The organism is Cupriavidus sp. BIS7 (assembly GCF_000292345.1).
Classification (GTDB): domain Bacteria; phylum Pseudomonadota; class Gammaproteobacteria; order Burkholderiales; family Burkholderiaceae; genus Cupriavidus.
On sequence record NZ_ALOU01000040.1, the window covers coordinates 60,436 to 85,213 of the forward strand.

Annotated in this window: 24 protein-coding genes and 1 pseudogene; 15 read left to right on the forward strand and 10 right to left on the reverse strand. The window is 65.5% G+C overall.

Features of this window, described 5'->3' with window-relative positions:
* Positions 1-12 precede the first annotated feature (12 nt).
* Positions 13-177: a hypothetical protein gene (locus tag B552_RS29090; RefSeq protein ID WP_193352190.1), complete on the reverse strand. Its 165-nt coding sequence runs from the start codon at positions 175-177 to the stop codon at positions 13-15.
* 370 nt (positions 178-547) lie between these two features.
* Here B552_RS29090 and B552_RS0114875 point away from each other — a divergent pair, with 370 nt between their 5' ends.
* Entirely contained in the window at positions 548-1,315 is a 768-nt protein-coding gene (locus B552_RS0114875; protein WP_019449825.1) for a phosphoribosyltransferase family protein, read from the forward strand.
* Between the two features lie 32 nt (positions 1,316-1,347).
* Here the strand turns inward: B552_RS0114875 and B552_RS0114880 are convergent, their stop codons facing one another.
* The 4 genes from B552_RS0114880 to B552_RS0114895 all read right to left on the reverse strand — a co-directional run bounded on the left by B552_RS0114880 (position 1,348) and on the right by B552_RS0114895 (position 5,101).
* On the reverse strand, positions 1,348-1,857 hold the full coding sequence (locus B552_RS0114880) for a 3-isopropylmalate dehydratase small subunit (RefSeq protein WP_019449826.1): 510 nt from the start codon (positions 1,855-1,857) through the stop codon (positions 1,348-1,350).
* Positions 1,854-3,173: a 3-isopropylmalate dehydratase large subunit gene (locus B552_RS0114885; RefSeq protein WP_019449827.1), complete on the reverse strand. Its 1,320-nt coding sequence runs from the start codon at positions 3,171-3,173 to the stop codon at positions 1,854-1,856. Before B552_RS0114885 ends, B552_RS0114880 begins: the two co-directional genes overlap by 4 nt.
* Positions 3,170-4,204 (reverse strand): tripartite tricarboxylate transporter substrate binding protein, encoded by a 1,035-nt coding sequence (locus B552_RS0114890; protein WP_026035677.1) that lies wholly within the window; start codon positions 4,202-4,204, stop codon positions 3,170-3,172. Before B552_RS0114890 ends, B552_RS0114885 begins: the two co-directional genes overlap by 4 nt.
* A 114-nt stretch (positions 4,205-4,318) precedes the next feature.
* Entirely contained in the window at positions 4,319-5,101 is a 783-nt protein-coding gene (locus tag B552_RS0114895) for a GntR family transcriptional regulator (protein WP_019449829.1), read from the reverse strand.
* Between the two features lie 700 nt (positions 5,102-5,801).
* Between B552_RS0114895 and B552_RS0114900 the strand changes: the two genes are divergently transcribed.
* The 8 genes from B552_RS0114900 (at position 5,802) to B552_RS0114935 (ending at position 14,379) form a co-directional block, all read left to right on the forward strand.
* Positions 5,802-7,295, forward strand: a complete 1,494-nt coding sequence (locus tag B552_RS0114900) for a hypothetical protein (RefSeq protein WP_019449830.1) — start codon at positions 5,802-5,804, stop codon at positions 7,293-7,295.
* Positions 7,296-7,488: 193 nt separating this feature from the next.
* Entirely contained in the window at positions 7,489-7,950 is a 462-nt protein-coding gene (locus tag B552_RS0114905; RefSeq protein WP_019449831.1) for a hypothetical protein, read from the forward strand.
* Positions 7,947-8,645 carry a C39 family peptidase gene (locus B552_RS0114910; RefSeq protein WP_019449832.1) on the forward strand — a complete coding sequence of 233 codons (699 nt, stop codon included), beginning with the start codon at positions 7,947-7,949 and terminating at the stop codon, positions 8,643-8,645. Before B552_RS0114905 ends, B552_RS0114910 begins: the two co-directional genes overlap by 4 nt.
* 13 nt (positions 8,646-8,658) lie before the next feature.
* Positions 8,659-9,789 carry a hypothetical protein gene (locus B552_RS0114915; RefSeq protein ID WP_019449833.1) on the forward strand — a complete coding sequence of 377 codons (1,131 nt, stop codon included), beginning with the start codon at positions 8,659-8,661 and terminating at the stop codon, positions 9,787-9,789.
* A gap of 109 nt (positions 9,790-9,898) precedes the next feature.
* Entirely contained in the window at positions 9,899-11,392 is a 1,494-nt protein-coding gene (locus tag B552_RS0114920) for an acetate kinase (RefSeq protein ID WP_019449834.1), read from the forward strand.
* Between the two features lie 168 nt (positions 11,393-11,560).
* Positions 11,561-12,073, forward strand: coding sequence for a hypothetical protein (locus B552_RS0114925; RefSeq protein ID WP_019449835.1), 513 nt, complete (start codon positions 11,561-11,563; stop codon positions 12,071-12,073).
* Between the two features lie 334 nt (positions 12,074-12,407).
* The gene (locus B552_RS0114930; protein ID WP_026035678.1) at positions 12,408-13,547 is read left to right on the forward strand and encodes an ABC transporter substrate-binding protein; all 1,140 of its coding nucleotides are present in this window, start codon (positions 12,408-12,410) and stop codon (positions 13,545-13,547) included.
* 52 nt (positions 13,548-13,599) lie between these two features.
* Positions 13,600-14,379, forward strand: coding sequence for an SDR family oxidoreductase (locus B552_RS0114935; protein WP_019449837.1), 780 nt, complete (start codon positions 13,600-13,602; stop codon positions 14,377-14,379).
* A gap of 12 nt (positions 14,380-14,391) precedes the next feature.
* On the opposite strand, the gene B552_RS0114940 is transcribed toward B552_RS0114935, so the two are convergent.
* Positions 14,392-15,291: a LysR family transcriptional regulator gene (locus tag B552_RS0114940; protein ID WP_026035679.1), complete on the reverse strand. Its 900-nt coding sequence runs from the start codon at positions 15,289-15,291 to the stop codon at positions 14,392-14,394.
* Positions 15,292-15,414: 123 nt separating this feature from the next.
* Here B552_RS0114940 and B552_RS0114945 point away from each other — a divergent pair, with 123 nt between their 5' ends.
* From B552_RS0114945 to B552_RS0114960, 4 genes are all read left to right on the forward strand, one after another.
* Positions 15,415-16,776 (forward strand): acyclic terpene utilization AtuA family protein, encoded by a 1,362-nt coding sequence (locus tag B552_RS0114945; protein WP_019449839.1) that lies wholly within the window; start codon positions 15,415-15,417, stop codon positions 16,774-16,776.
* A 12-nt stretch (positions 16,777-16,788) separates the two neighbouring features.
* The gene (locus B552_RS0114950; protein ID WP_019449840.1) at positions 16,789-17,142 is read left to right on the forward strand and encodes a hypothetical protein; all 354 of its coding nucleotides are present in this window, start codon (positions 16,789-16,791) and stop codon (positions 17,140-17,142) included.
* A gap of 42 nt (positions 17,143-17,184) precedes the next feature.
* The gene (locus B552_RS0114955; RefSeq protein ID WP_019449841.1) at positions 17,185-18,183 is read left to right on the forward strand and encodes a tripartite tricarboxylate transporter substrate binding protein; all 999 of its coding nucleotides are present in this window, start codon (positions 17,185-17,187) and stop codon (positions 18,181-18,183) included.
* A 234-nt stretch (positions 18,184-18,417) separates the two neighbouring features.
* Complete coding sequence (locus B552_RS0114960; protein ID WP_019449842.1) at positions 18,418-19,170, forward strand: NAD(P)-binding domain-containing protein; 753 nt, start codon at positions 18,418-18,420, stop codon at positions 19,168-19,170.
* A 21-nt stretch (positions 19,171-19,191) separates the two neighbouring features.
* Here the strand turns inward: B552_RS0114960 and B552_RS0114965 are convergent, their stop codons facing one another.
* Complete coding sequence (locus B552_RS0114965) at positions 19,192-19,581, reverse strand: GNAT family N-acetyltransferase (RefSeq protein WP_019449843.1); 390 nt, start codon at positions 19,579-19,581, stop codon at positions 19,192-19,194.
* A gap of 223 nt (positions 19,582-19,804) precedes the next feature.
* Between B552_RS0114965 and B552_RS0114970 the strand changes: the two genes are divergently transcribed.
* A complete protein-coding gene (locus tag B552_RS0114970) occupies positions 19,805-21,295 on the forward strand; it encodes an AMP nucleosidase (protein WP_019449844.1) in 1,491 nt (496 codons plus the stop codon).
* A 115-nt stretch (positions 21,296-21,410) separates the two neighbouring features.
* Here B552_RS0114970 and B552_RS0114975 read toward each other — a convergent pair whose 3' ends face one another.
* Both B552_RS0114975 and B552_RS28890 read right to left on the reverse strand, forming a co-directional pair.
* Entirely contained in the window at positions 21,411-22,073 is a 663-nt protein-coding gene (locus tag B552_RS0114975) for an OmpW family outer membrane protein (RefSeq protein ID WP_035879858.1), read from the reverse strand.
* Between the two features lie 326 nt (positions 22,074-22,399).
* A pseudogene (locus B552_RS28890) lies at positions 22,400-22,549 on the reverse strand (hypothetical protein); the annotation flags it as partial.
* A 214-nt stretch (positions 22,550-22,763) separates the two neighbouring features.
* Between B552_RS28890 and B552_RS0114980 the strand changes: the two are divergent.
* Entirely contained in the window at positions 22,764-24,152 is a 1,389-nt protein-coding gene (locus B552_RS0114980; protein ID WP_157160259.1) for a hypothetical protein, read from the forward strand.
* Between the two features lie 298 nt (positions 24,153-24,450).
* On the opposite strand, the gene B552_RS0114985 is transcribed toward B552_RS0114980, so the two are convergent.
* Positions 24,451-24,777, reverse strand: coding sequence for a DUF6587 family protein (locus tag B552_RS0114985; RefSeq protein WP_019449847.1), 327 nt, complete (start codon positions 24,775-24,777; stop codon positions 24,451-24,453).
* Position 24,778: the final 1 nt, after the last annotated feature.

Consider the following 24,778-nt stretch of genomic DNA (forward strand, 5'->3'; position numbering starts at 1 on the left):
TGGCGCCGCCGCTCAGCCGAAAAATTCCTGGTAGTAGCGCGCGCAGTTGCCGGTCTGCCGGAACGTGTAGGGCAGTTCGGCCATCGCGGCTGCGTCGAGCGAACCAAAGGGGATGTCGAGGTCGGCTTCGGGTTGAACGGCCTCGTCGTTGCTGCTGGAGATTTGTTGCGGATTCACGGTAACGCTCACTCGATCAGGGCGGGTTTTCGGGGTTCTTCGCTGTTGCTCCCGGGCGCCGCATTTTGGGGGACTGGACGGGATCGCCATCCTGCAACGCATCGTACGCAGTCACTGCAATCCGATCAGCCACGTTCGCCCGAAAAGACTGTTTCACTTCCGATATCAATCGCCTGACCTATCGCTGCGATAGCGCAGCATTCGCAACAACGACCCTGCTTCCAGTGCGGACTTGTCGTGCCATAAAGACAGCACAAACAAAGCTGCGCCGGGTTGCCGGGGCAGGACTATAGTGGCTGTGGAGTCGCGCCCGGCGCGGCTTTCCCCATCGGTTTCCGCCATCTTCCCAGCCATTCTGCGGGAGTCCGTCATGAGTCTGCCGCCATGCTTTGCCGACCGCCGCGAGGCGGGTCAGTATCTCGGCCGCTATCTGGTCGAACTCGGTTTTGCCCGGTCACGCGATGGTGACCCGGCGCTGGTGCTGGCCCTGCCGCGCGGCGGTGTTCCCGTTGCCTATGAAGTTGCGCGTGCGCTCGGCGCCGTGCTCGATGTGCTGCTCGTGCGCAAGATCGGCGCACCCGGTTACCCGGAACTGGCACTGGGCGCGGTCGTGGAGGGCGATGCGGGCGGCAGCGGGCCGCATACCGTCGTCAATGACGATCCCTGGGCGCGCCGCGCGCTGGAGTCTGGCGCGTTCGACGCCGAACGCGGTCGTCAGCTCGGGGAAATCTGCCGACGGCAGCAGCGATATCGTCAGGGACGCCCCGTTGCGGCCATGGCGGGGCGACGCGTGATCGTCGTCGATGATGGCGTGGCCACGGGCGCCACCATGCGTGCCGCGCTCGATGCCGTGCGCATGGCAGGTGCCGCGGAGGTGATTGCGGCGGCGCCGGTGGGATCGGCCGATGGCATCGACACATTGCGCGGTGTGGCCGATCAGGTGGTCTGCCTGAACATCCCGCCGAATTTCGGAGCCGTCGGCGCGTTCTATCTCGATTTCACGCAAACCTCGGACGACGAAGCGCTGTCGCTGCTGCGCGATGCCGGTTGCACGCCGCCGGTTCCCACACCTGGCACCTGGCCGCGCAACGATGGCGCGTCAGGGGAGTTCAGGAACGGCGGCCCCGCCGCGCATTAAGACGCGGCGCCGCTCTCGCATGGCGGCCAATATCAGCCGCCAAGGCGCGATTTGAGATGCGGCACCAGGCCGCCGGCGTGCAATAGCGCGAGCAGGAAGTCGGGCACTGGCTCGCACGGGACGCGCGTGCCGTCGTCCAGTCGCACCTCGGCGGCATCGAGGTTGAACGCCGCGCGCAAGCCATCGGCCAGCGCGGCGGTGTGCGCGCATACCAGCACCGGCAGCCCGATATTGATCGCATTGCGATAGAACAGGCCCGCAAACGACGACGCCAGCACCGCCGATACGCCAAGCTGCTTCAGTGCCTGCGGCGCCTGCTCGCGCGATGAGCCCATGCCGAAGTTGCTGCCGGCCACGATGATGTCGCCGGGTTTGACCGCGCCCGGAAACTCCGGCCGCAGGCTCTCCAGGCAATGCGCTGCCAGTACGTCGAGCCCCGCCTTCATGAAGGGGCCTGGGGCCATCGCGTCGGTATCCACGTTGTCGCCGAAACGCCAGATGCGGCCGGCCGGTGGTTGCTGAAAATCGGGTGCCGGGGTCATGCCAGTAGCGTGCGCGGGTCCGTGATGTGGCCGGTAACGGCGCTGGCGGCCACGGTCAGCGGGGACGCCAGCCATACGGCACTGCCCGCATCGCCCATGCGGCCGGGGAAATTGCGGGCGGTCGATGCGATGGCACGGCTGCCCGCCGCGAAGCGCGTTGCGCCGTAGCCCGCGCATGCATTGCACGCGTTCGGCAGCAGTTCCGCGCCCGCATCGACAAGCGCGCCGAGCGTACCTTCCAGCGCTGCCTGTTGCTGGTCGCGGACCGAGGCCGGCGCGACCCGCAACGACACCCCCGGTGCCACCTTGCGCCCGCGCAGCACGCGCGCGGCCATGCGCAGGTCCTCCAGCTTGGCGCCGGTGCAGGCGCCAAGATAGGCGATGTCGATCGATTGCCCCGCAGCCTGGTCCACCGGCGCGCTGTTCGCCGGCGAATGCGGCGCGGCAACCTGCGGTGCCAGCGTGGCGGCGTCGAAGCGATGCGTGGCCAGCACTGGCGCGTTGGCGTCGCTGCGCCACTGGCGCGTGTCGATGCCTGCGAGCGTAGCTGCATCGACGCCGGCATCGGCCAGCCAGGCCATCGTCGTCGCGTCGGGCGCGATCAGCGCTGTTTGGGCACCAAGTTCGGTGCTCATGTTCGTGAGCGTCATGCGCTCCTGCATCGGCAGCGCCTTGACCGCGGTGCCCGTGTACTCGATGACTTCATAGCGGCCGCCCGCCATGCCCAGCGTGGTACACAGGAACAGCATCATGTCCTTGGCGCAGACGCCTTCGGACAGCATGCCCTGCCACTCGATGCGGATCGTGTTCGGCACGCGCAGCCAGATTTCGCCCGTGACCAGCACGCCGGCCATCTCGGTGGCGCCGATACCGAACATGTAGGCGCCAAACGCACCGCCCGTCGGGCTGTGGCTGTCGCCGCCGACGATGAACCGGCCGGGAAGGATATGGCCGCGCTCGGGCAGCACCACGTGGCAGATGCCTTCGTTGTCGATGAAGTTCGTGATGCCGGCTTCGCGCACCCAGTCGCGCGTGAAGCGGATGATCGCCTCGGCCTCGGGGTCGGCAGCGGGCACGAAGTGGTCGGTGACCACCACGAAGCGCGATGGGTCCCATACCTTTGCGCCGAGTTCACGCAGCAGCGGCGCAACGCGTCGCGGACCGCTGGAATCGTGCGACATGGCCAGATCGACCTTGCACATCACCACGGTGCCTGGCACGACATGCGCCACGCCCGCTGCGCGCGCGACCAGTTTCTGGGCGAGCGTAGCGGGCAGGATCTGCGGATCGACGGCGCTGCCGTGCGGAGGGGTCATTCCGGTTGGGCTCCTGAGTACTTCACGACGGTGGCCCAGCGCTTGACGTCCTGTTTCACGAAGTTTGCGAACGCGTCGGGCGGCATGCCGCTCGGCTGTGCTCCATCGTTTTCCAGACGGCGACGCACGGCGGGCTGTTCCAGCCCGTGGCGCGCGGCCTGGTAAAGCGTCTGCGTGATTTCCGGCGGCAGGTTGGCCGGACCGAACAGGCCGAACCACGCGCTCGACTCGAAGCCCTTCACGGTTGCGCCGATCGGCTGCACACCGGGGAACTGCGGCAGCGGCGTCGGGCTGGTGACGCCGAGTACCTTGAGCTTGCCCGCCTTGACGTGCTGCGCCACGTTGATCGTGCTGGCGAACATCAGGTCCACCTGGCCGGCCAGCAGGTCCGTAATGGCTGGCGTGGTGCCCTTGTACGGGATGTTGACGATGTAGGTGCCCGTCATCATCTTGAACATGTCTCCGGCCAGATGCACCGACGAGCCGACCGCCCCGATGCCGAAATTCAGCTTGCCGGGCTCCGACTTGGCCAGGCGGATCAGGTCGGGGATGTTGTTCGCCGGCAGGCTGGGCCGCGCCACGAGCACGCTGGGAACAGTGGCCACGAGCGTGATCGGCGTGAAGTCCTGGATCGGATCGAACGGCAGCTTCTTGTACAGCGTTGCGTTGATGGTATGGCTCGTGAAGCTCATCAGCAGCGTGGTGCCGTCGGCCGTGCTTTTGGCAACCATGTCGGCGGCGATGTTGCCGCCTGCACCGGGCCGGTTCTCGACCACCACGGGCTGGTCCAGCACCTGCGACATCTCCTGGGCAATCGTGCGTGCCAGCGTGTCAGTGGTGCCGCCAGCGGGCGCGCCCACCAGGATGCGGATCGGCTTGCCGCCAGCTATCGCGGCTTCGGCGCCGGACGGAGCGATGCACAGCGCCACCAGCGCAAGCAGCGCGGCGCCAGATACGCGGCGCATCCTGCTTGCGGGTTGCGGGGCGGACTTGCTGGCAGGCTGATGCTCGCCCGGGCGAACGACTGGCATGACGAAAGCTCCTGGTGTGATGTGGAGTGCGCAGTATCGCCCGATTTTTCTTTACCGCAATTAGAGCGGGGCTCTAAGAGACGCTGTCACGTCCCTGACTCCCGCCCTTGCCCATCAGTCGCGCAGGCCCGTACGGGTTTCGTTTTCCACCCACACGTTGGCGCTGTCCCCGCCGCCCATCGGCGACAGTTCCATGCGGTACTCGTAGCGGTCGGGCCGATACTGCCCCAACAGCAACTGCACCGGCCTGCCGCTCTTGTCCAGCACCACACGGCGCACAGCCAGCAGCGCGCCGCCCACGGGTACGTCAAGCAGCGGGGCCACGACTACGTCGGCCAGCCGGGCGGTCAGCACCTGCGACGCACGGCCCAGTTCCACGCCGGCGGATTCCAGCAGGCGCAGCATCGGCGTGGTCTCCAGATCCTTGCGCGTCAGCGATCGGCCCAGGCTGGCGGGCAGGTAGACGGTGATGTACGAGAGCGGACGGCTCTTGTAGTGGCGCACGCGCACGACCTTGACGACAGGGTCGCCCACCTGGATCTGCAGCGCCTCGGCAACTTCGGGGGTGGCGTGAACCTCGTCGATCGAAATGACCTTGACCGCGGTCTTCTCGCCCATGTCGATGATCGCGCCGAGCAGGCTCGTGGCGCGCTCCTCGGTGACCTGCGGCTTGACCGGGTGCGGGTTGACGAACGTGCCGAGCCCGCGGTGCCGGCGCACCAGACCCTCCTGGACCAGACGGTCGAACACGCGCCGCATTGTCACGCGCGAGGCGTGAAACTGCTTGGCGAGGTCGATTTCGCCAGGCAGCGGGCCCTGGCCGAATCGGCCTTCCACGATCTGCTGGCGGAGCACCACGTAAATCTGGTGATACAGGGGAACGACGGCTTCACTCATGGTTTCCCTAGCGAATGCGCTGACAAGTCCTAGACGCGTGTAATGTACTTTAAATCAGACATAGAGCCTAGCAAGAAACGCACTCGCGGCGTGGGCGCCACAATTGGCCGCCCCAACTGTTGCCAGACGACATCGGGACAGCACTTGCCGCAAGAAAGGCCCCGCCTCCGCGCCGATTCCCTCCATGGATGGAGGTGACGGCGCCTCCAAAATGGCGCTCCGCCGCAATTGCAGCATGACCAAGCCGACACTGACTAGTCAGGTTTACCGGCACATTGTCGAGCGACACGCAGGTCACCACGGTATGGATGTTTCATTGCCGTAACGCGCGCCGGCGGCGTGCGACTGCCGACGGCGCGTCCGTAACCCTTTGAAAAGGCGCCGCTTTTCCCAAGGGCGCCGGAAGGGCCCCGCAAGCGGGCCAGATCCCGTGTCACAGCGCTGTGACATGTCTACTGCCGCGCACAGACCTCGCGCCTATGTGCGGTGCACAACTGTCGGGAAAAGTTCCCCTGCGCGCGTGCGGCAGCCTTTGTAATTCAACGGGTTTCGGCGCTGGCCCTCAGTGCTGGCACTGAATATGCGCAAGGGAAGGCTGGTCCGGCAACGGTGCGGGACCTGAACCTCCAGCCGTCGTTCGGCGTGTATGAGCGGCGGCCGGAGGCTGAGCCGCGATGTGTATTTCTCCTGGGAGCAACGTATGAACAAGACATTACTTGCGTCGGCGATTGCGCTAGCTTTTGGCTTAGCAGGTAGCCAGGCGTTGGCAAACCCGACAAACACCAACCAGAAGGCCCAGAACAACACGCAGACCGCAACCGCAACCGCGACACAAAGCGGCAGTGGTGCCGATGCAAATGAAAATTCAACTGCTATCCAGGCGAACGGGAATTCTTCGAGCAAGACAAAGACCACTACTACCAACACCACCAACACCAACTCCAAGAACCACAGTGACCAGGACATGAGCGGCTATGGCAACGCCGCTGCAGCGAATGGCAGTACGGCTACCGCCACGTTCACCGACGCGTTCAACACCAGCAAGGCGATCGCGGTCAGCAAGCTTGAAGGCACGGTGACTGGCAACTACATCCACAACATCGGCAATGTTGCCACCAATAATGGCAACGCCAATGGCGGCGCGGGTGGCAAGGGTGGCATGGGCAAGGGCGGCACTGGCAACGGCGGGACTGGTGGTAATGCTGGAAACGGTGGCGCCAGTGGCAACGGCGGTGCCGGCGGCTCGGGCGGTTCGGCGACGAACGGCAGCGCTACTGCAGGCTATGCCTCCAACGGCAGCGCCTCTGCAGGCGACGGCGGCAATGGCGGCAATGCCAAGGGCTGGGCTGGTGACGGTGGCAGCGCCAAGTCCTATGGCGGCGGCGCGCTCTCGGCAAGCCTTGGTGTAGGCGGCTTTGGCGGCTCGGGCAAGGGTAGCGGCGGCGACGCCGGCTCCGGCGCCAAGGGTGGCTCTGGCGGCGATGGCGGCAATGCCAAGGGTAGTGGCGGCGGCGCCCTGGGCGCCAGCGGCGGCCTTGGTGGCAGCAGTGGTGCGCTTGCTGCGTTGGGCAAGGTCCATGGCAATGCTGGCAATAGCACGGCAACGTCTGGTGCTGGCGGTGCCGGCACTGGTGGCACTGCTTCGGGCGCTGGCGGTTCTGGCACGGCTACTGGCGGCGCTGGCGGCGCTGGCGGTGCGGCCACTTCGGCTGCTGGCGGCGGTTCCGGCACGGGTACCGGCGGTGCTGGTGGTGCCAACGCCTCGACGGCTGGTGCGGCAACTGGCGGCGCAGCTACGTCTACCGGCGGTGCAGGCGGTGCTCAAACCAGCACGGCAGGCGCAGGCGGTGCCGGCGGCTCGGCCACCAACGGCGGCGCGAGCAGCCTGGCCTCGAACGGCAGCGCAACGGCCGGCAACGGCGCAGTCGGCGCAACATCAGGCGCTGGTGGTGCAGGTGGTACTGGTGGCGTCGGCATGGGCGGCACGGGTGGTACTGGCAATGGTGCAGTTGGTGGCGCCGGCGGCGCTGGCGGTACCAACTATGTCGATGCTGGAACCTTCAACATGTCCAACGCGATGGCCAGCGTCGGCCAGTCCGCAGCGGGCATCATGATTGCCAACCAGAACAGCGGCATGGCGTCGCTGGTGCAGCAAAGCGTCAACGTCCAGGCGAACCTGAACGTCGGGCACTAAGCCCGGTTGAGCGTCTGTTCCGTTCCGCACGGAGCGGAACGGCGCCCGCAGGGTTGAATCCGGAAGGACAGTGCATACCGGCGCGCTCGCGTGCCGGCTGCACTGGCGTGTCAGACGCCTGTATGTCCGATATCGCATCCGAAGCTCGCGGCCCGGATGGGGGGCCGCGTCTCGGGGCATGAGGAGACGCACCATGCGATCGCATCGCCGAGCTGTCCTGGCTTTGTCGACAGCCATTCTGGCCTGGCCGTTTGCGCAGGCCGTTGCAGGGCCGCCCAGTGCCGAGGCAACCGCCACGGCCGTCGCGGCGGCAAGCAGTGAATCGGGCGCAGCCACCGTGGTGGCGGGCGCGGCGGCAAGCGTTGCGGCGGGGACGCCGGACGCCGGTCCAAAACTGAATATTTTCGGTACGACAGCCAGTGCAGTCGCGAGCGACAAGCTCGACGGCGTGCGCGGCGGCGCCGAACTGGTCGTCAACGATATGCGCCTGAGCGGCACGGTGGGCAACAACGCCGCCATCAATACGCTCTCCGGCAGCAACATCGTTTCGGATGGCTCGTTTGCCAACGCCTCGGGCTTGCCGACCGTGATCCAGAATTCAGGCAACAACGTACTGATCCAGAACGCGACCATCCTCAACGTCCAGTTCAAATGATCATGCGCAGCCTGCTGTTGGCAGCCGCCTCCGTGGCGGTGGCGCTGGGCGGCATCGCCGGAGCCCGCGCCGATACCGTTCGCATTCCGGGCGATCAGGGCAACTCGTACACGGTGCCCGTGACCAGCCTGCGCGAGGCGCGCTTCCGCACGACGATCCGGCAGCAGTATGACTTCAGTTGCGGCTCCGCCGCCGTTGCCACGCTGCTGACCTACCAATACGGCTTCCCGGTCAACGAAGAAACCGTCTTCGCCAACATGTATGTCAACGGCGACCAGGCGAAGATTCGCACGGAAGGCTTTTCGCTGCTCGACATGAAGCGCTTCCTGGAATCGCGCGGCTTCCAGGCCGACGGCTACGAATTGCCGTTGTCGAAGCTGGAAGAAGCGCAGATCCCGGCCATCGTCCTGATCGTCGAGAACGGCTACCACCACTTTGTCGTGGTGAAAGGGGTGAAAGGCAACCGCGTGCTGATTGGCGACCCCGCACGCGGTACCCGCGCTCTCGAACGCGATCACTTCGAGAAGATCTGGGAAAGCCAGTTGTTGTTCGTCATCCACAACCGCACGGAGAGTGCACGTTTCAACCTCGCGTCCGACTGGCGTGTCGCGCCGTCGGGCCCGTACTGGATGGGAGTCCCCCGAGACAGCCTGTTCTTCACCGTCATGCCGAAGCATGGCGCCTCTGATTTTTGAGCTGAGGAACATCATGGTCCAGACAACCATTTCTTCCGCGTCAAGACGCACGGCCGGGTCGGCAACCGCGGCCGTGCTGCTGGGCGCGGGACTCGCCTGCGCGGGCAATGCCCACGCGGGTGTCGAGACCCTGGCGCCGGAGTCAGCGGACACCGCAAGCGTGGCGGTTCCGACCGCCATCGATCTACCCGCATTGCCGGCGCCGACGGAACTGGCGGCGCTGCCTGAAGCCCCGATCACCGATGCGGCACGTGCCGCCGAACCCGCTGTTGCCGAACCTGTCATTGCCGAACCCGTTGCCGAAGCGCCTGCGCGAGTGGTGCCGGTCGACAAGGCCACCGTGGCCCGGTTTCATCCCTCCGGGGACTCGCTCGAGGCAGCCATGTCCATGGCCACGCGCGAACCCGAAGTGCAGGTGGCCGAGGCGCGCAAGGGCATGGCCAAGTGGAAACCGGTCGCGCAGGCGCGGCTTGAAGATTCGCGCGGCGGGTTCGATGTCGGTGGCGGGTTGCAGGTTGGCTTCGGTATCGATCGTGCCGTGTTCGTCAACGGCGCACTGGCCGTCGCCACCAGCATCACGATTCCGAATATCAGCAACATCACCTCGGCGCAGGCGGCGCAGCTTGCTCAGGCACTGGCCCCGGTGACCGTGGCGGTGACGGGCGCCAACAGCGTGGCCAGTGCCGCCATTGCAGCCGCGCAGGCTGCCGCTGCGGCGGCGCAGGGCGCGGCGGGCCAGGCAGGACAGTCGTCGATGGCAGCCGCAAACGGCGCGGCAGGCAGTGCCCAGGGCGCGGCCGGTGCGGCGGCGTCGTCAAGCGCGGCGGCCGCCACTGGCGGCGTGGCCCAGGCGACTGGCGCCGCCGGACTGGCGCAGCAGGCTGCCGCGACAGCTACCGCCGCGACAGGCACCGTTGTCACCAACGGCCTGCTTACAGTGATTCAGAACGGTGCGGCAAATACCGCGAATGTAGGTGCGGTATCGAACGTGCCCGCCACGGTGATCCAGAATACCCTCAACAACCAGAACATACAGAGCCTGATGACGATCAACGCAAGTGTGAACACGCTGGCGGCATTCCGCTCGCAGATGGCAAACACCGCGTTGAACAGCGTCATCCAGAGAATGGCCGGCATGAAGTAACTGGGTGTATTGCGTAGCAAGGAACAGTATTCGCGCACAGAAGGACATCGAACGAACTGGCTGCGGGCGACCGCGTAATCGCCCGCCGTCCCCGGGGGAGGAAGACGTCATGAAGAAGCGCTCGCTGCAGGGCATCCGATTTGCCGGTTGCTCGACAATGTTGCTGCTTGGCGGCATGGCCCACGCGCAAACGCCGCCTGACGATGGGCCGCCAGCAGCGGCCAGACTTGAATCGCTCCAGAAGGAACTGGCCGAACAGGCAAAACAGCTAGAGGCGATGAAACGCGCGCTGGCCGATCAGGAGGCCACGATCCGCGACCTTCGCAGCACGGTGGATGCCGAAACGCTGGCGCGAAAACGCGGCGGCCAGGCGGGGGTGGGCACCGGCGTGACGCCGGGCAATGCCGCCACCAACGCCGCGGCCGCCAGCGCGGGCAGCGCAGCCACCCAGATCAACAATACGGCTCAGCAGGGCGTGCAGGCGCAGCAGGCGCCATCCGATGCGCCGCCGCAGGCCGTGGCACCACAACCGCAGGACACGCAACAGGGCCAGGCCGCACAGGGGGCCCAGGCTCAGGGCGACCAGCAGGGCGAGTCGGTGGCGGGCCCCGAACAGCCGGTGGGCAAGCCGCCGGAGCGCGATACGCGTCCGCCGGAAATCGCACCGATCTTCGATCAGCCAGGCGTGCTGACGCCGCAGGGCAAGATCGTCGTCGAACCGAGCTTCCAGTACGGCTACTCGTCGAGCGATCGTGCCGTGCTGGTGGGTTACACGGTGATCCCCGCGCTGCTGATCGGCCTGATCGACGTGCGTGAAATCAAGACGTCGACGTACATCACATCGCTGGCATTCCGCTATGGCATCACCAAGCGGCTCGAGATCGAAGCCAAGGTGCCGTACGTGCATTCGAGCAGCGATACGGTCAGCCGCGAGATCTTCACGGGTACGGCCGTCGACAATGCCTTCAATGCCAGCGGCAGCGGGCTTGGAGACGTGGAAGCGACCCTGCGCTACCAGCTCAATTTCGGCAACGAGAAGATGCCGTACTTTATCGGCTGGCTGCGCTATAAGTCGAACACCGGCACGGATCCGTTCGAAGTGGTGACCGATTGCGTGACGCGCTGCGTGAGCAATACCACCGGCACCGGGCTGCCGCTGGGCATGCCGACGGGTACCGGCTTCCAGGCAATCCAGCCCGGCGTGACGTGGCTGCTGCCAACCGATCCGGCGGTGTTCTTCGGCACCTTCAGCTACCTGCACAACTTCGCGCGCGACAACGTCAGCCGGACCGTGCTGAATGGCGAGCAGGAGTTCCTCGGCAAGATCGCCCCGGGGGACATCTTCGAGTTCAACTTCGGCATGGGCCTGTCGCTCAATGAGCACGCGTCGTTCAGTATCGGCTATGACCAGAGCATCATCTGGCCGACCAAGCAGAACGGACAGACCGTTCCAGGCTCCGTGCGCATCACGCAGGGCACGCTGCTGGTGGGTTACTCGTACCGCTTCAACAACAAATACACGCTGAACCTGTCGGTGGGCGCCGGCCTGACGCGCGACACGCCAGACCTGACCGTGACGGTGCGGCTACCGATCACATTCTGAGGGGCATCCGGGGGGGTGATGTGACGCGCGAAATCCATCAAGCGCCCACCCCCTTGCTGTCATCCATTCGGTACCTTGCGCTGGCTTCGCGGAGGGAGTAGAACACCAACTAACCCGTCCCGCAGACGGATGACCCACATCGGGGCGGCCTGACAGAGGAGACAAGTCATGCGCAAACGGATCTTCTGGTTGTTGCCCGACCTGGCAAGCGCGCGTCGCACGATGGACGACCTGCTGCTGGCTCGTATCGAGAATAGCCACATCCATTTCGTGGGACGCGATGGCGCCGACATGACGGGTCTGCACGAAGCAAACCTGTTCCAGACTTCGGACATCGTGCATGCCGCGGAAATGGGCCTGATGGTTGGCGGTGGCGTCGGCATCGTGGCCGGGGTGGTGGTGGCGATGTTCCCGATCGTCAGCGACTCGCCGCAATGGGGCCTGGTAGGCGTGCTCGCCGTGCTGGGCGCCGTGTTTGGCGCGTGGGCCTCGAGCATGATCGGCAGTTCGGCCCCCAACAGCCGTCTGCGCACGTTTGAAAAGGACATCGAGGCAGGCAAGCTGCTGCTGATGGTGGACGTGCCGCGCAGCCGCGTCGAAGAGATCGAGACGCTGCTGCAGAAGGTGCATCCCGAAGCGGCCTTTGCCGGCCTCGATCCTGCGGTACCGGCCTTCCCCTGATACCGGGAACGCCGGCTTCACCCAGCGCGCCAGTCGTGGCGCGCCCCGGCGCACGTGCTATCGCGCGCCATGCTGCGGCCACACCTGAAACCGTTACCGGAGTCATCGGGTTTCCGGTGTGATGCCGCAGCAACACTTTCCCCCGCAAATCCCGTCTTCATCCCCCCCTTCGTTTGAACAATCGCTGCCGTTGGGTTACCTTGCGAAAGCCGCCGTGTGGCACCGTGAGGGTGTGTGCAGTCGCGCGGCGCGCATTGGCACAAGAAGCCGTTTCGCTTCGTTCTGAAGCGGCTTCTAAAAAATAAACACGCCAGCGCATCTGGAGGGGTCAACAATGAACGCAAGGCAATTTGCGTGCGGCATGCTTGCCGCCACGCTCGGGTTTATCACGCCCATCGCGGCGCAAGCCGAACCCGGCATCACCAAGAGCACCATTCGCATCGGCCAGTCGGCCGGCGTCACCGGCCCGGTGGCGGGCTCCGTCAAGGAGCAGATCGCGGGTGCCCAGGTCTATCTCAACGCGATCAATGCAAGCGGCGGCATTTCGGGCCGGCGCATCGAGCTTCTGACCTACGACGACGGCTTCGATGCCAAACGCACCCCCGGCAACGTGCACAAGCTGATCGCCGACGACAAGGTGTTCGCGCTGTTCATGGTGCGCGGCACGCCGCAGAACGAGAGCATCCTGCCGATCATCGGCGCGGAAAAGGTGCCGCTGGTTGCGCCGCTGACCGGCGCCATTACGCTGCACCGGCCGGTCAATCGCTACGTGTTCAACGTGCGCGCCAAGTACCAGGACGAGGTGGCACGTGCGATCAACCATCTTGCCACGTCAGGCATGAGCCGCATCGCGATCTTCTATGCCAACGACGGCTTCGGCCAGGACGTCTTCGAAGGCTTCACCACGGCGTTGCAGGCGCGCGGCGTGCAGCCGGCCGGGGCGGCGTCGTTCAATCGTCCGATGGGTGATATTGGCCAGGGTGTTGCCAACATCAACAAGGCCGGCCCGCAGGCCGTGCTGGTGATCGGCTCCGGATCGGAAGCCGCGAAGATCATCCGCGAGATGAAGAAGGCCGGCAGCCAGGCGCAGTTTGTCACGCTGTCGAACAATGCGGCCGACTCGTTTATCAAGGAGCTTGGCGACGACGGCCGCGGCCTGATTATCACGCAGGTGGTGCCTGGCATGAATTCGAGCCAGATGAGCATTGCCAGCGAGTACCGCAGCATGGCCAAGGCGCAGAAAGTGGAGCCGACCAACGCGGGCATGGAAGGCTTCATGTCGGCCAAGGTGCTGGTGGAAGGCCTGCGCCGCGCGGGGCCAGAACTCACGCGCGAAAAGCTCGTGGCGGCACTGGAGGGCCTGCGCGACTATGACTTGGGCGGCATCCTGATCAGCTACAGCCCCACGCGCCATACCGGCTCCTCGTTCGTCGAAATGTCGATCGTTTCGTCAACCGGCAAGCTGATCCGCTAGTGATCCGCTAGTGATCGGCTAGAGGGACCGGGGCTGCGGTATATTTGCCCGCATGGCAACTTCCTACCCAGCCCATCCTTTCTCGCTTTCCGGCCGCGTGGCACTGGTCACCGGCGGTGCGCAAGGCCTTGGCCAGGCGATCGCCGCCGGGCTGGCCGCCGCCGGGGCGCATGTACTGATCTGCGCACGCAACGCCGGACGCGTCAGCGAGGCCGTGGCGCAACTGCAGGCGCACGGACTCGGCGCCGAGGCGCTTGTGCTCGACATCACAGACGAGGCCGCCGTAGCTGCGGCGTTCGATGACATCGCCGCCAGGCACGGGCGGCTCGATGTCCTAGTCAACAACGCCGGCGCGCGCAATCGCAATTCGATGGACCAGCTCGATGCGGGCCACCTGCGCGCGATGCTGGAGACCAACCTCGTTGCTCCCTACGCGCTGTGCCGCCATGCGGCCCGGCTGATGCAGCGGGGCCAGTACGGGCGCATCGTCAACGTGACGTCGATTGCGGGTCAGGTCGCACGTGCCGACGACGTGCTCTATCCCGCCACCAAGGGCGGGCTGGATGCGCTCACGCGCGCGATGGCGGCTGACCTGGGCCGTCAGGGCATCACCGTCAACGCCATTGCTCCCGGTTACTTTGCCACCGAGCCGAACCAGGCGATGGTGGCCGACGCTACCGTGGCCGAGTGGCTGCGGAACCGGACGTCACTAGGCCGCTGGGGCCAGCCGGATGAAGTGGCGGGCGCGGTCGTGTTTCTTGCCTCGCCTGCCGCGTCGTATGTGACCGGGCAGGTGCTGGCTGTCGATGGCGGGTATCTCGGGCATTTCTGAGCGCCGGTATCTTCAGCGCTTGCCGCCCCGGTAATGCGCCCGCAGGGTTTCGATCATCGCCGCCGCGGCGGCTGAATCGCTGCGTTCCTTCAATCGCACCATGCAGATTTCGCGCATCAGCGACGGCATCTGCATGGGACGGATCGCCAGCCCCTCCCGCCGGAACTGGAACAGCGCCAGCGCCGGCACCACGGACACGCCCAGGCCCGCCTCGACCAGCGCCGCCACGGTAGCCAGGTGCTCCACCTCCATGACCCCGTGCAGCTTGAGCGGATGCAGCGCCGCATCCAGATGCTGCCGCACGCTGCTGGTTCGCGACAACTGGATGAACGGCAGCCCGGCCAGAGCCTGTGGCGTGATACGGCGCCTGTCTGCTAGCGGGTGATCGACCGGACAGACCAGATGGAAGCTGTCGTGCACGAGCGGCTCGACGCGCAGGTCGGCATCCTGGGCCGGTGCAGGGGCCAGTGCGAAGTCGGCCTGGCCACGTCGCACAAGATCGATGCAGCCATCGGCCAACTGGTCGTGCAGTTCCAGCGCGATGCCCGGATAGCGCCGGCGGAAGTCCGCCAGCAGTGGCGGCAGGTCGCCGCCGGCAAGCGAGGGCAGCGCCGCAATGGCGACACGGCCCTTGCGGCGCTCGGCGTGGTCGCGCAGATCCTCGAAGGCCGCTTCGAAATCGCCAAGCAGCCGGCGCGCAACCTCTTCGAAGCGGCGGCCGTCGGCGCTCAGTTCGACATGGCGCGTCGTGCGTTCGAACAGCCGGCTGCCTGCCTGTTCCTCAAGCGTCTGGATCAGCGTGCTGAATGCCGATTGCGACAGATGGCACGCCTGCGCCGCGCGCGTGAAATTGCGGTGGCTCGCAAGTGCCACAAAGGCGCGCAGGTGCTTGACCGACAGGTTCGAGAGCATGATCGCGGGCGTGGGATTCATCCAAGAAGTCGATAGATTAATTCAAATCATCCGTTTGTTAGTGGGAGTGGGCCGGCCCTAGAATGGGATCGCCGCTCTCCCCAACGTGTACTGCGAACGCCCATGACTGCTCCCTTGCTGATCGGGTCCGGCGCCGGATTCTCCGGTGACCGTACTGACGCCGCCTTGCCCGTGGTGCGCACGCTGATAGCTGCCGGCGGCCCGGCCGCGCTGATTTTCGAGACGCTGGCCGAGCGTACGCTGGCACTGGCGCAACTGGCTCGCCGCGATGATCCAGAGCATGGCTACGAGCCGCTGCTGGACCAGCTGCTGATGCCGGTGCTCGGGCTGTGCCTGGCCAACGGCATTCCAATCGTCGGCAACTTCGGGGCGGCCAATCCCCGGGCGGCCGCGCGACGCATCGGCGAACTGGCGGCCGAGCTGGGCCTGCCCGCACCGCGCGTGGCGGTGATTGAAGGCGACGACCTGTCGCACGACGCAGGCCGTGCGTTGCTGCGCGGTATCGTCGGCGACGCTTTCCCCGACGCACGCTTCGTCTGTGCCAACGCGTACATCGGCGCAAAGGGCATTGCCGATGCTCTGCGCGAGGGCGCCCAAGTGGTGGTGTGCGGCCGCGTGGCCGATCCGGCGCTGGCTGTCGGCCCTGCCATGGCGCATTTCGGCTGGGCCTGGGACGACTGGAACCGCCTTGCCGCGGCAACGATGGCCGGCCACCTGCTCGAATGTGGAGCGCAGGTCAGCGGCGGATACTTTGCGGACCCGGGCATGAAGGACGTTCCGGATGTGCACGCGGTAGGGTTTCCCATCGCGCAGCTCGATGACGATGGTCGCATCGAGATCTTCAAGGCGGCCGGAACCGGCGGGTGTGTGGACCTGCGCACGGTCAAGGAACAGTTGCTCTACGAAGTGCATGACCCCAGTGCCTACCTGACGCCGGACGTGGTGGCCGATATCGGCGCGGTAACCGTCGAACAGATCGGCCCGGATCGCGTGGCGGTGCGTGGCATCCGCGGCCATGCGCGCCCCGATACCCTCAAGGTGAACCTGTTCCATCAGGGCGGATGGATCGCGGAGGGAGAGATCTCATACGCCGGCCCCAACGCCGCAGCACGCGCGCGGCTGGCCGCCGAGATACTTCGCAAGCGCATGGAGGGGCTTGGGTTCGAAGTGCCAATCCGCTTCGACCTGATTGGCGTGCTGAGCGTGTTTGCCGACGATGCCGGTGAAATGCTCGCGCGCCCACAACCGCATGAGCCTGCCGCGCAGGATGTGCGTTTGCGCGCGGCCCTGGCACACGACGACAAGGCCGTTGCCCAGGCGCTGCTGCGCGAAGTCAACGCGCTCTATACCTGCGGCCCGGCCGGCGGTGGCGGCGTGCGCACGGCGCTGCGCGCACGCCTGAATGCGATGTCGTGCCTGGCGCCGCGCGCCGCCGTGACGCCGCGCCACACCCTGATGGCCTGACTGGAATCCGCCATGACCCCATCCGCCCAGCCCTTCCTGCTCTACCAGCTTGCCCACGGCCGCACCGGCGACAAGGGTGATCGCTCCAACATCAGTGTGATTGCCTACGACGCGCGCGACTTTGAGCATCTGGTTGCACACGTCACCGAGGACGCCGTTCGCACGCTGTTCGCGCATCGCCATCCCACGGCTGTGAAGCGCTATCTGGTGCCATCGATCCACGCGATGAACTTCGTGATCGATGGCGTGCTCGATGGCGGCGTCAACGACGCGCTCAACCTTGATGCCCACGGCAAGGCGCTGGCCTTTCTGCTGCTGGGCATGCAGATCCCCCTGCCGCCGCGGCTCGCCGGCGGCACCGCATGATTGCCGAGCCGACCCATGACAGAACGAACAGAGGAGACAAAGATGTACGCGTTTCGCAGGTCGAAGGCCCTGGCCGCCATTCCAGCCGCCATTCTTGCTCTTGGCACGTTCGCTTGCCTGGCCCTGCCGGCCGGCAGCGCGTGGGCCGAGTATCCCGACAAGCCGATCCGCTTCGTCGTTCCTTTTGCGGCAGGTAGCGCCACCGACCAGCTCGCGCGTGCCGTGGGCAAGGCCGTGACGCAGGAGGCCACGGTCAGTGTCGTGGTCGACAACAAGCCGGGCGCCAACGGTTTCATTGCCGCCAGCGATGTGGCCAAGGCCGCGCCCGATGGCTACACGGTGCTGATCACCACCAACACCACGCACGCGGCCAATGAGCACCTGTTCAAGAAGCTGCCCTACGACCCGGTCAAGGACTACGCGCCGGTGACCGCGCTGGGCCGCGGCGGCCAGATCATGGTGGTCAACCCGCAGGTGCCCGCAAAGACCGTGGGCGAGTTCATCGCGCTGGCCAAGAAGGAGCCGGGCAAGCTCAGCTTCGGCAGTGGCAGTTCGTCTTCGCGCATCGCCGGGGAGCTGTTCCAGCAGATGGCGCATGTGGAACTGCTGCATGTGCCGTACAAGAGCAACCCGCTGGCCATTACCGACCTGCTCGGCAACCAGATCCAGATGATGATCACCGATACCGCCACGGGCCTGCCGCAGGTGAAGAGTGGCAAGCTGCGCGCGCTGGGCGTCTCGGGCAAGGTGCGCTCCCCGCTGGCGCCGGATGTGCCGACGATCGACGAGGCCGGCGTGAAAGGCTACGAGATGAGCTACTGGTTCGCCGCCTATACGCCGGCCGGCACGCCGCCTGCCGTGGTCAACAAGCTGAACCAGATGCTGGTGAAGGCAGCCCGAAGCGACACCGCGGCCACTTTCTACCAGACGACCGGCACCGAGGTGTTCACGACCTCGCCGGCCGAACTGGCAAAGTTCCAGTCGCAGGAATCGGCCAAGTGGGGCCGCATTATCAAGGCCGCGAACATCCAGCCCGAGTAAGAAACCGCTTCAGACTGATTCTGGCGTCGTTGCGGGGGCCTTGCCGTACTACTTGTACTGTCTGCGGCCCCGCGTCTAGCCAGAACCGCTTCGCTTCAGCCTGAAGCGGCTTCCATTGTTGATCACGCAGAAACGGGTACGCTTGCCGACGGTATGACGCTCCCGTAACAACTTGCCGCGCCATGCGCCGCGATTTGGCCTAGAGTGTCTGGATCGGAACGACTGGAGCGAGCCATGGGGCAAACGGGCAAGGGATTCCGGGGCGGCCGCCGCAGGCTGCTGGTTGCCGCCACGCTGTCGGCGGCACTCGGTGCGGTGGAACTGCCGGCGCAGGCGCAGACATTGCGCGGCAAGCCAAGGTCGAAGATCGGCGTCATCGGCTCCGGCCATATCGGCGGGACGATCGGCGGATTGTGGGTCAGCGCGGGGCATCCGGTGATGTTCTCGTCGCGCCATCCCGAGGAACTCAAGTCATTGGTCGACAAACTGGGCCCGCTGGCCCAGGCCGGCACCGTGGCGCAGGCCCTGGCATTTGCGGATGTGGTGCTTCTTGCCGTGCCCTACAGCGCGGTGCCCGAACTGGGCCGGCAGAATGACTGGAAGGGCAAGATCGTGCTCGATGCCACCAATGCGATATCACCACGCGATGGCGCGATCGTCGACGAGGCCAAGGCCAACGGCATCGGGGTGACCACCGCCAAGTACCTGCCCGGTGCGCGCATCGTGCGCGTTTTCAACTTTACGAGTGCCGCCACCTTCCAGCGCGAGAGCAATCGCACTGGGTTGCTAATGGCCGTGCCGATGGCCGGCAACGATGCCGCCGCGTTGATGCAGGCGGGCAGGCTGGTACGCGATGCAGGTTTCCAGCCGGTGGTGGTGGGTGGCCTGTCCAGTGCCGACCGTTTCGCGCCGGGCGGCAAGCTGTACCATGTCGAGGGCACGGAAGCGGAGTTCCGCAAGGCCATGGCGCAATATCCCGCGCCATGACGCGTGGTTCGGCGGCGCCGCTCAGCGCCGGTGCCACTCCATCGCCACCATCGACGGGGCAAAGCCCATCTGGCCGAAGAACGCTGCTTCGGAAGAGCGCGCTGCACGCAGGACCCAGGTGATGTCGGGGTCGTTGCCCATGACATGACGCATCAGCGCGCGGCCAATGCCGCGGCGCCGATGCTGTGGCGCCACCGCGACCATCGAGATATAGCCGTTCGAGATATCGTCGCAGAGCGCGCGTGCAAAGCCGATGACTTCGCCGTTTTCGACGGCCACGGCAACGCGTTGCGAATTGGCGATCAGCTGTGCGAACCGTTCGGGATTGCTGACCCGTTGTTCCCAACCGTTGGCGGCCAGCAAGCGCCGGGCTGCCTCGATTTCTGCGGGCAACGGGTTGCGGATTTCCATTGACGACTCCTCCAGCCTGATACCTGCGCACGTGCGCGACCCCGCCAAAGTGGGGGATGCGGCGGCGCTTGCGCCACGAGCGCGCGGATTCCCCGCGCGTTTCGGCGCAGAGTGTAGCGAAGCGAATGCCGCCGCGTCAAACAACTTTGCCGGAAACGCACCGGCGTCCGCTGACGCACGCAACGCCTGCACATGGCTCTGTTGTGCACGGGATGCAAGCGGTATGATGGCTGCCATGAACGCCTCGATCTTCTCTTCCGCCCACCCGGCCGATCAGTTGGCCGAGTTCAACGACGCCGATAGCGCGCTCGCGCGCATCCGCGAAATCTATGACAGCTCCGTGGCTTCCGTGCGCGCGCGCTTTGACGCGTTCGCCAAGGGCAAGCCGCTGCCTTCGGCCGCGCACGCGTGCTATCCGTACCTGGGTATATCGGTCAATCTCGAAACGATGGTGACCGACAGCCGGCCCTCCTGGGGCACGGTGGCCTACCCTGGCGTCTATGGCACGACAGTGACGCGCCCGGACCTGCTGTGCGACTACTATCGCGACCAGATCGAACGCCTGATGCGCTATCACCGCGTGCCGGTGGTCGTCGGGTTGTCGCGCCGGCCGATCCCGCTGCCATTCGTGATCGAAGCGTCGACCACCGATATCAGCTACACGCAGGCGCGCGAACTCGAGGCCTCGTTCGTGTTGCCCGAACTGAGCCGCATCGACGATTCGATTGCCAACGGCACGTTCGAGCCGACTCCGGGCGAGGCGTGGCCGCTGTCGCTGTTCTCGGCCGAGCGCGTGGATCTGGCACTGCAGCGGCTGTATCACTACACGGGCACGGCGCCACATCATTTTCAGCGCTTTGTCCTGTTTACGAACTACCAGCGCTATGTCGACGAGTTCATCACGCTGGGCCGCTCGCTGATGGCCGGTGACGGCGGCGATGGCTACGTGAGCTTTGTCGAACCTGGCGACGTGATTCAGCAGCTTGGTGCAGCGGAGCCCGACGACGCAACGCGCCCGCGCGCGCTGCCGCAAATGCCGGCCTACCACCTCGTGCGCGAGGACGGGCTCGGTGTCACGCTGGTCAATATCGGCGTGGGGCCATCCAACGCGAAAACGATGACCGACCACCTCGCGGTGCTGCGGCCGCATTGCTGGCTGATGGTGGGGCACTGCGGAGGACTGCGTCGCTCGCAACAGCTTGGCGACTACGTGCTGGCGCACGCGTACGTGCGAGATGACCACGTGCTCGACCACGACCTGCCGCCGTGGGTGCCTGTGCCGCCTATCGCGGAGATCCAGGTGGCACTGCAGGAAGCCGTGGCACGCGTGACGGGCTTGTCTGGCACCGAGATGAAGACGCGCATGCGCACCGGCACGGTGGTATCCACAGATGACCGCAACTGGGAGCTGAAGTCAAAGGCCCTATACGCCCGCTTCAACCAGTCGCGCGCGATTGCCATCGATATGGAGAGCGCGGCAGTGGCCGCCAACGGATTCCGCCTGCGCGTGCCCTACGGTACGTTGCTGTGCGTATCCGACAAGCCGCTGCATGGCGAGCTCAAGCTGCGAGGCATGGCCAATGCGTTCTATCGGCAACGCGTGAGCCAGCACATGACCATCGGCCTGGAGGCGGTTCGGATCCTGCGCGAAAACGGTGTCGAGCAACTGCACTCGCGAAAGCTGCGCAGCTTCGACGAACCGGCGTTCCGGTAATCTCTTCCCAGAACGAAAAAAAGCGCGAAAAAAAGCGCGCGGGATCGCCGCGCGCATGGAAGCGGAATGGGCCGTGTCAGCCCAACCGTGTGACAAGGAGGAGAAAGCGTGTGGCTTAGAAGCGGTAGCCGACGCCCGCGCTGAACAGCCACGGATCGAGTTGCACCGACGATACCTTTGCGCCGGTCGAGTTCGCGTAGACGTTGCTCGAGATCCAGACCTTCTTGACGTCGACGTTGAGGAACCAGTTCTTGGTTACCTTGTAGTCCATGCCGATCTGCAGGGCAGGACCCACGCTCCAGCGGTCGAGACCAAGCGTGCCGCCGGCGATGTCCGCGCCCCAGATGCGCGTGACGTTCACACCGGCGCCCACATAGGGGCGGAACGTGCCGTTGGGGATGAAGTGGTACTGCAGCAGCAGGCTCGGCGGCAGATGGCTGAACGAGCCGATCTTCGCGCCATCCAGGCGGACATCCTGCTTCTGCGGAATCGTCAGCACCAGTTCGGCCGCAATGTTCGGCACGATGAAGTACGTGACGTCGACTTCGGGAATCCACTTGTTGTTGACGCTGATGCGGTCGGATGCGCCGACACCGCCGATCGGGTCGGACTTGTTGTCCATGTTCAGGAACGTGCCGCGCAGGCGGACCATCCAGTTGCCCTGCGTTTCATCGGCGGCCATGGCCGGTGCCGAGAGCGTACCGATCGTTGCGGCGGCGAGCGCCGTGCAGATGGACGAAGCGAGGGTCTTGCGGCGAAGAGAGAAGAGAGTAGTCATATTGGACAAGCACTTGACATCGAAAAAGTGCGCCCAGTGTGTCTTGCGGTGTCCCGCCAGACCTTGATGCAAAGCAACTGCGAATCACCCCTCACTACGAAGGGTCAATGACCGTCGCCTGTGCGCGACAGGCTGATGCGAAGTGCGACAGTGTTTGCGCTGACTCAACGTCTATCGACATGCGGAAGGATTCGTGGCGCCGCGATGTCGATCCCCTTACGCTGTGCGCACGTGGTTGTGCACCGCGCATGTCGTGGGCGTCCTTGAGGGCGTCTTTCACGGTGTGCCCTGTGGGGGCAGGGCACACCGGTTTTCTTCGGCGCAGTAGGGTGCACGGGCATCTGGTTGCAGTGCTCGACGCATTGGCGTACCTGGTCAATATCGGAGAAGTCCAATTCCTGGTCCACGCGCTGCGTGTACAGGTTTAGCGCCAGCGTTACCAGGTCGACGTTGCCGGTGCGCGCGCCATTGCCGAATGGCGTAGTTCAGAAGACGCGCAGGCGTCAACCGTGAATTAACGCCGAAATCGGCAAACGTGAGCATATGTAGCGGCCGGACTTCCGACCAATGGATGAATCCTGGTCCGCTATGTGGGCTTGCGCTCAGTCCTCTGGCTGGTATTGCATCCGCCGCATCGCGCCTAGTCTGATTGTGGGAACGGGACCATAACCACAAACAGAGGGGATCATCATGCGGACACGTACGTGGGCCACGTGGCTTGCCTGTGGGGCGATTGCATTGCTGATGGCGGCATGCGGTGGCGGAGGCGGCGGTTCGGGTTCCGGCACGGCGCCCACTGGCAGCGGCGGCAGTGGCACGGGTAGCGGTGCCGGTGGCACGGCGGCGGTGGCGAAGTCCTATACGCTGGTGATGAACCAGACCTCGGGCAAGGTCAGCGTAGGCAATTCGATCTCTCTGACTGCATCAGTGGTTGACGATCTCGGCAACGATGTCACGGGATCGACCAGTTTTGCGTGGTCCACCTCGAACGTTTCAATCGCGGCGGTTGCGGCCGGTACTGTCCCGGGCAGTGCGGTGGTGACCGGCGTAGGCACCGGTACTGCCACCATCAGCGTGGTGGCGACCGTGACCGGCGCCAACAATGCCACGACGGTCCTTCCGCAGGCGTCGGCATCGATCACGGTAGTGGCGCCTGGGACAACGACGTACAGCCTTGCATTGCCCTATCCCTCGCTATCGATGACCAATGGGCAGACGCTGCCCGTGACGGCATCGCTGATCGACAGCGATGGCGCCGACCGCTCGGCAATCGCTACCGGATGGACGTGGCTCAGCAGCACGTCGGCGGTGCAGGCGACAGGAACGTCGAATGTCGGCACGCTGCTCGGCGTCAATGCAGGCAGTGCCGTTGCGTTGTCGGTGGTCAGTGTCCAGGTCACCGCACCTGATGGCAGCACGCTGACCGGCGCGTTCCCGGTGTCCGTGTTCCCGGCGGGCACGGCGAGCTACCGGCTCGTGCTGTCGCAGAACGGCGCGCAGATCAATGCGCTGAACGTGCTCAACGGCCATCCGCAGACCTATAACTCGCAGGTGGTACGCAACGATGGCACCGATTCAACTGCGGATTTCACCGGCCTGTGGACCTTCACGACGACGTCGCCCACGCTGGCAGTGTTGCCGGATTCGTCGACGCGCATCACCACGGTAAGCACCAGCCGCGCGAACGGTGCATCGCCGCTGCAGAGCATACTGGCCGAAATGGCCGGCAGCCTGACGCTGAGCGCCAAGCCGCGCGCCAGCCTGTTTGTCACCGAACAACCGACCTGGGCACTGGCCTACAACGGCCCGCAGCCACTGGTGGTGATGCGCGTGGCCGGCGTGACGACGATCGCCGTGCAACTGTTGCATCGCGGTGTTGACGAGGGCATCACGGGGTGCGGAAGCAGCTGGGCGTGGTCGACATCGAGCGGCAATATCGTGCTCACGCAGTCACCGCTCGCGCCCAACTCGGCGTCGATCATGCCGACGGCAACCGGCGCCTTCACGGTCACGGCAACATGCACTGCCGGCACCGAGGCCATGCCGCTTTCGATCACGATTCCGGGCACGGCACAGTAGCCGGCGATTCACGGGCGTACCCGTTTCTGCGTACGGCTCGCATGCTTCGGTCTGCTCCCCTCTCCCGCGTGCGGGAGAGGGGCCGGGGGAGAGGGCCAGGCGGCTCTCAATGCGACAGGTCGCGATTTAGACCGCTTTTCCCTCTCCCCCAGCCCCTCTCCCATTTCATGGGAGAGGGGAGCGCAGAACAGTGTCTCGGGCAAAAGCGTACCCGTTTCTGCGTGCCCGCTCACCTGCGCCACAAACAAAAACGGCGGCCCCGAAGGACCGCCGTCATCCACCAGCATCGATCACGCCATCAGGACTTGCGCACGAACGTGATGACCTGCTCGTTTGCGGAACCCGAGCCGGAATTGCCCGTGGAAGCCGAAGTATTCGACCCACACGTGCCGCAGCCACTATTCGTGTCGCACCCCGTGGCACAGCCAGCCGCCGCCTCGCGCGGTGTCATCCGGCGCGCCAGCCAGCCGCGCCAGCCCTGCGCCGACGCACCGCCCAGCGATGCCGCCAGCCCGGCTTTCACGCGCTCGCGCGTGCGCGGCATGTAGCGGGCTGCCACATGCACGGCGCAGGCCACCACGATCAGCGGGACCAGTAGCGATTCAAAGGCGTGATAGAGCGTCATG

Excerpts from the sequence above, each read along its gene's own strand:
- B552_RS0114875 (WP_019449825.1), top strand. The coding sequence starts at position 548 with ATGAGTCTGCCGCCATGCTTTGCCGACCGCCGCGAGGCGGGTCAGTAT.
- B552_RS0114880 (WP_019449826.1), bottom strand. The coding sequence starts at position 1,857 with ATGACCCCGGCACCCGATTTTCAGCAACCACCGGCCGGCCGCATCTGG.
- B552_RS0114885 (WP_019449827.1), bottom strand. The coding sequence starts at position 3,173 with ATGACCCCTCCGCACGGCAGCGCCGTCGATCCGCAGATCCTGCCCGCT.
- B552_RS0114890 (WP_026035677.1), bottom strand. The coding sequence starts at position 4,204 with ATGCCAGTCGTTCGCCCGGGCGAGCATCAGCCTGCCAGCAAGTCCGCC.
- B552_RS0114895 (WP_019449829.1), bottom strand. The coding sequence starts at position 5,101 with ATGAGTGAAGCCGTCGTTCCCCTGTATCACCAGATTTACGTGGTGCTC.
- B552_RS0114900 (WP_019449830.1), top strand. The coding sequence starts at position 5,802 with ATGAACAAGACATTACTTGCGTCGGCGATTGCGCTAGCTTTTGGCTTA.
- B552_RS0114905 (WP_019449831.1), top strand. The coding sequence starts at position 7,489 with ATGCGATCGCATCGCCGAGCTGTCCTGGCTTTGTCGACAGCCATTCTG.
- B552_RS0114910 (WP_019449832.1), top strand. The coding sequence starts at position 7,947 with ATGATCATGCGCAGCCTGCTGTTGGCAGCCGCCTCCGTGGCGGTGGCG.
- B552_RS0114915 (WP_019449833.1), top strand. The coding sequence starts at position 8,659 with ATGGTCCAGACAACCATTTCTTCCGCGTCAAGACGCACGGCCGGGTCG.
- B552_RS0114920 (WP_019449834.1), top strand. The coding sequence starts at position 9,899 with ATGAAGAAGCGCTCGCTGCAGGGCATCCGATTTGCCGGTTGCTCGACA.
- B552_RS0114925 (WP_019449835.1), top strand. The coding sequence starts at position 11,561 with ATGCGCAAACGGATCTTCTGGTTGTTGCCCGACCTGGCAAGCGCGCGT.
- B552_RS0114930 (WP_026035678.1), top strand. The coding sequence starts at position 12,408 with ATGAACGCAAGGCAATTTGCGTGCGGCATGCTTGCCGCCACGCTCGGG.
- B552_RS0114935 (WP_019449837.1), top strand. The coding sequence starts at position 13,600 with ATGGCAACTTCCTACCCAGCCCATCCTTTCTCGCTTTCCGGCCGCGTG.
- B552_RS0114940 (WP_026035679.1), bottom strand. The coding sequence starts at position 15,291 with ATGCTCTCGAACCTGTCGGTCAAGCACCTGCGCGCCTTTGTGGCACTT.
- B552_RS0114945 (WP_019449839.1), top strand. The coding sequence starts at position 15,415 with ATGACTGCTCCCTTGCTGATCGGGTCCGGCGCCGGATTCTCCGGTGAC.
- B552_RS0114950 (WP_019449840.1), top strand. The coding sequence starts at position 16,789 with ATGACCCCATCCGCCCAGCCCTTCCTGCTCTACCAGCTTGCCCACGGC.
- B552_RS0114955 (WP_019449841.1), top strand. The coding sequence starts at position 17,185 with ATGTACGCGTTTCGCAGGTCGAAGGCCCTGGCCGCCATTCCAGCCGCC.
- B552_RS0114960 (WP_019449842.1), top strand. The coding sequence starts at position 18,418 with ATGGGGCAAACGGGCAAGGGATTCCGGGGCGGCCGCCGCAGGCTGCTG.
- B552_RS0114965 (WP_019449843.1), bottom strand. The coding sequence starts at position 19,581 with ATGGAAATCCGCAACCCGTTGCCCGCAGAAATCGAGGCAGCCCGGCGC.
- B552_RS0114970 (WP_019449844.1), top strand. The coding sequence starts at position 19,805 with ATGATGGCTGCCATGAACGCCTCGATCTTCTCTTCCGCCCACCCGGCC.
- B552_RS0114975 (WP_035879858.1), bottom strand. The coding sequence starts at position 22,073 with ATGACTACTCTCTTCTCTCTTCGCCGCAAGACCCTCGCTTCGTCCATC.
- B552_RS0114980 (WP_157160259.1), top strand. The coding sequence starts at position 22,764 with ATGCGGACACGTACGTGGGCCACGTGGCTTGCCTGTGGGGCGATTGCA.
- B552_RS0114985 (WP_019449847.1), bottom strand. The coding sequence starts at position 24,777 with ATGACGCTCTATCACGCCTTTGAATCGCTACTGGTCCCGCTGATCGTG.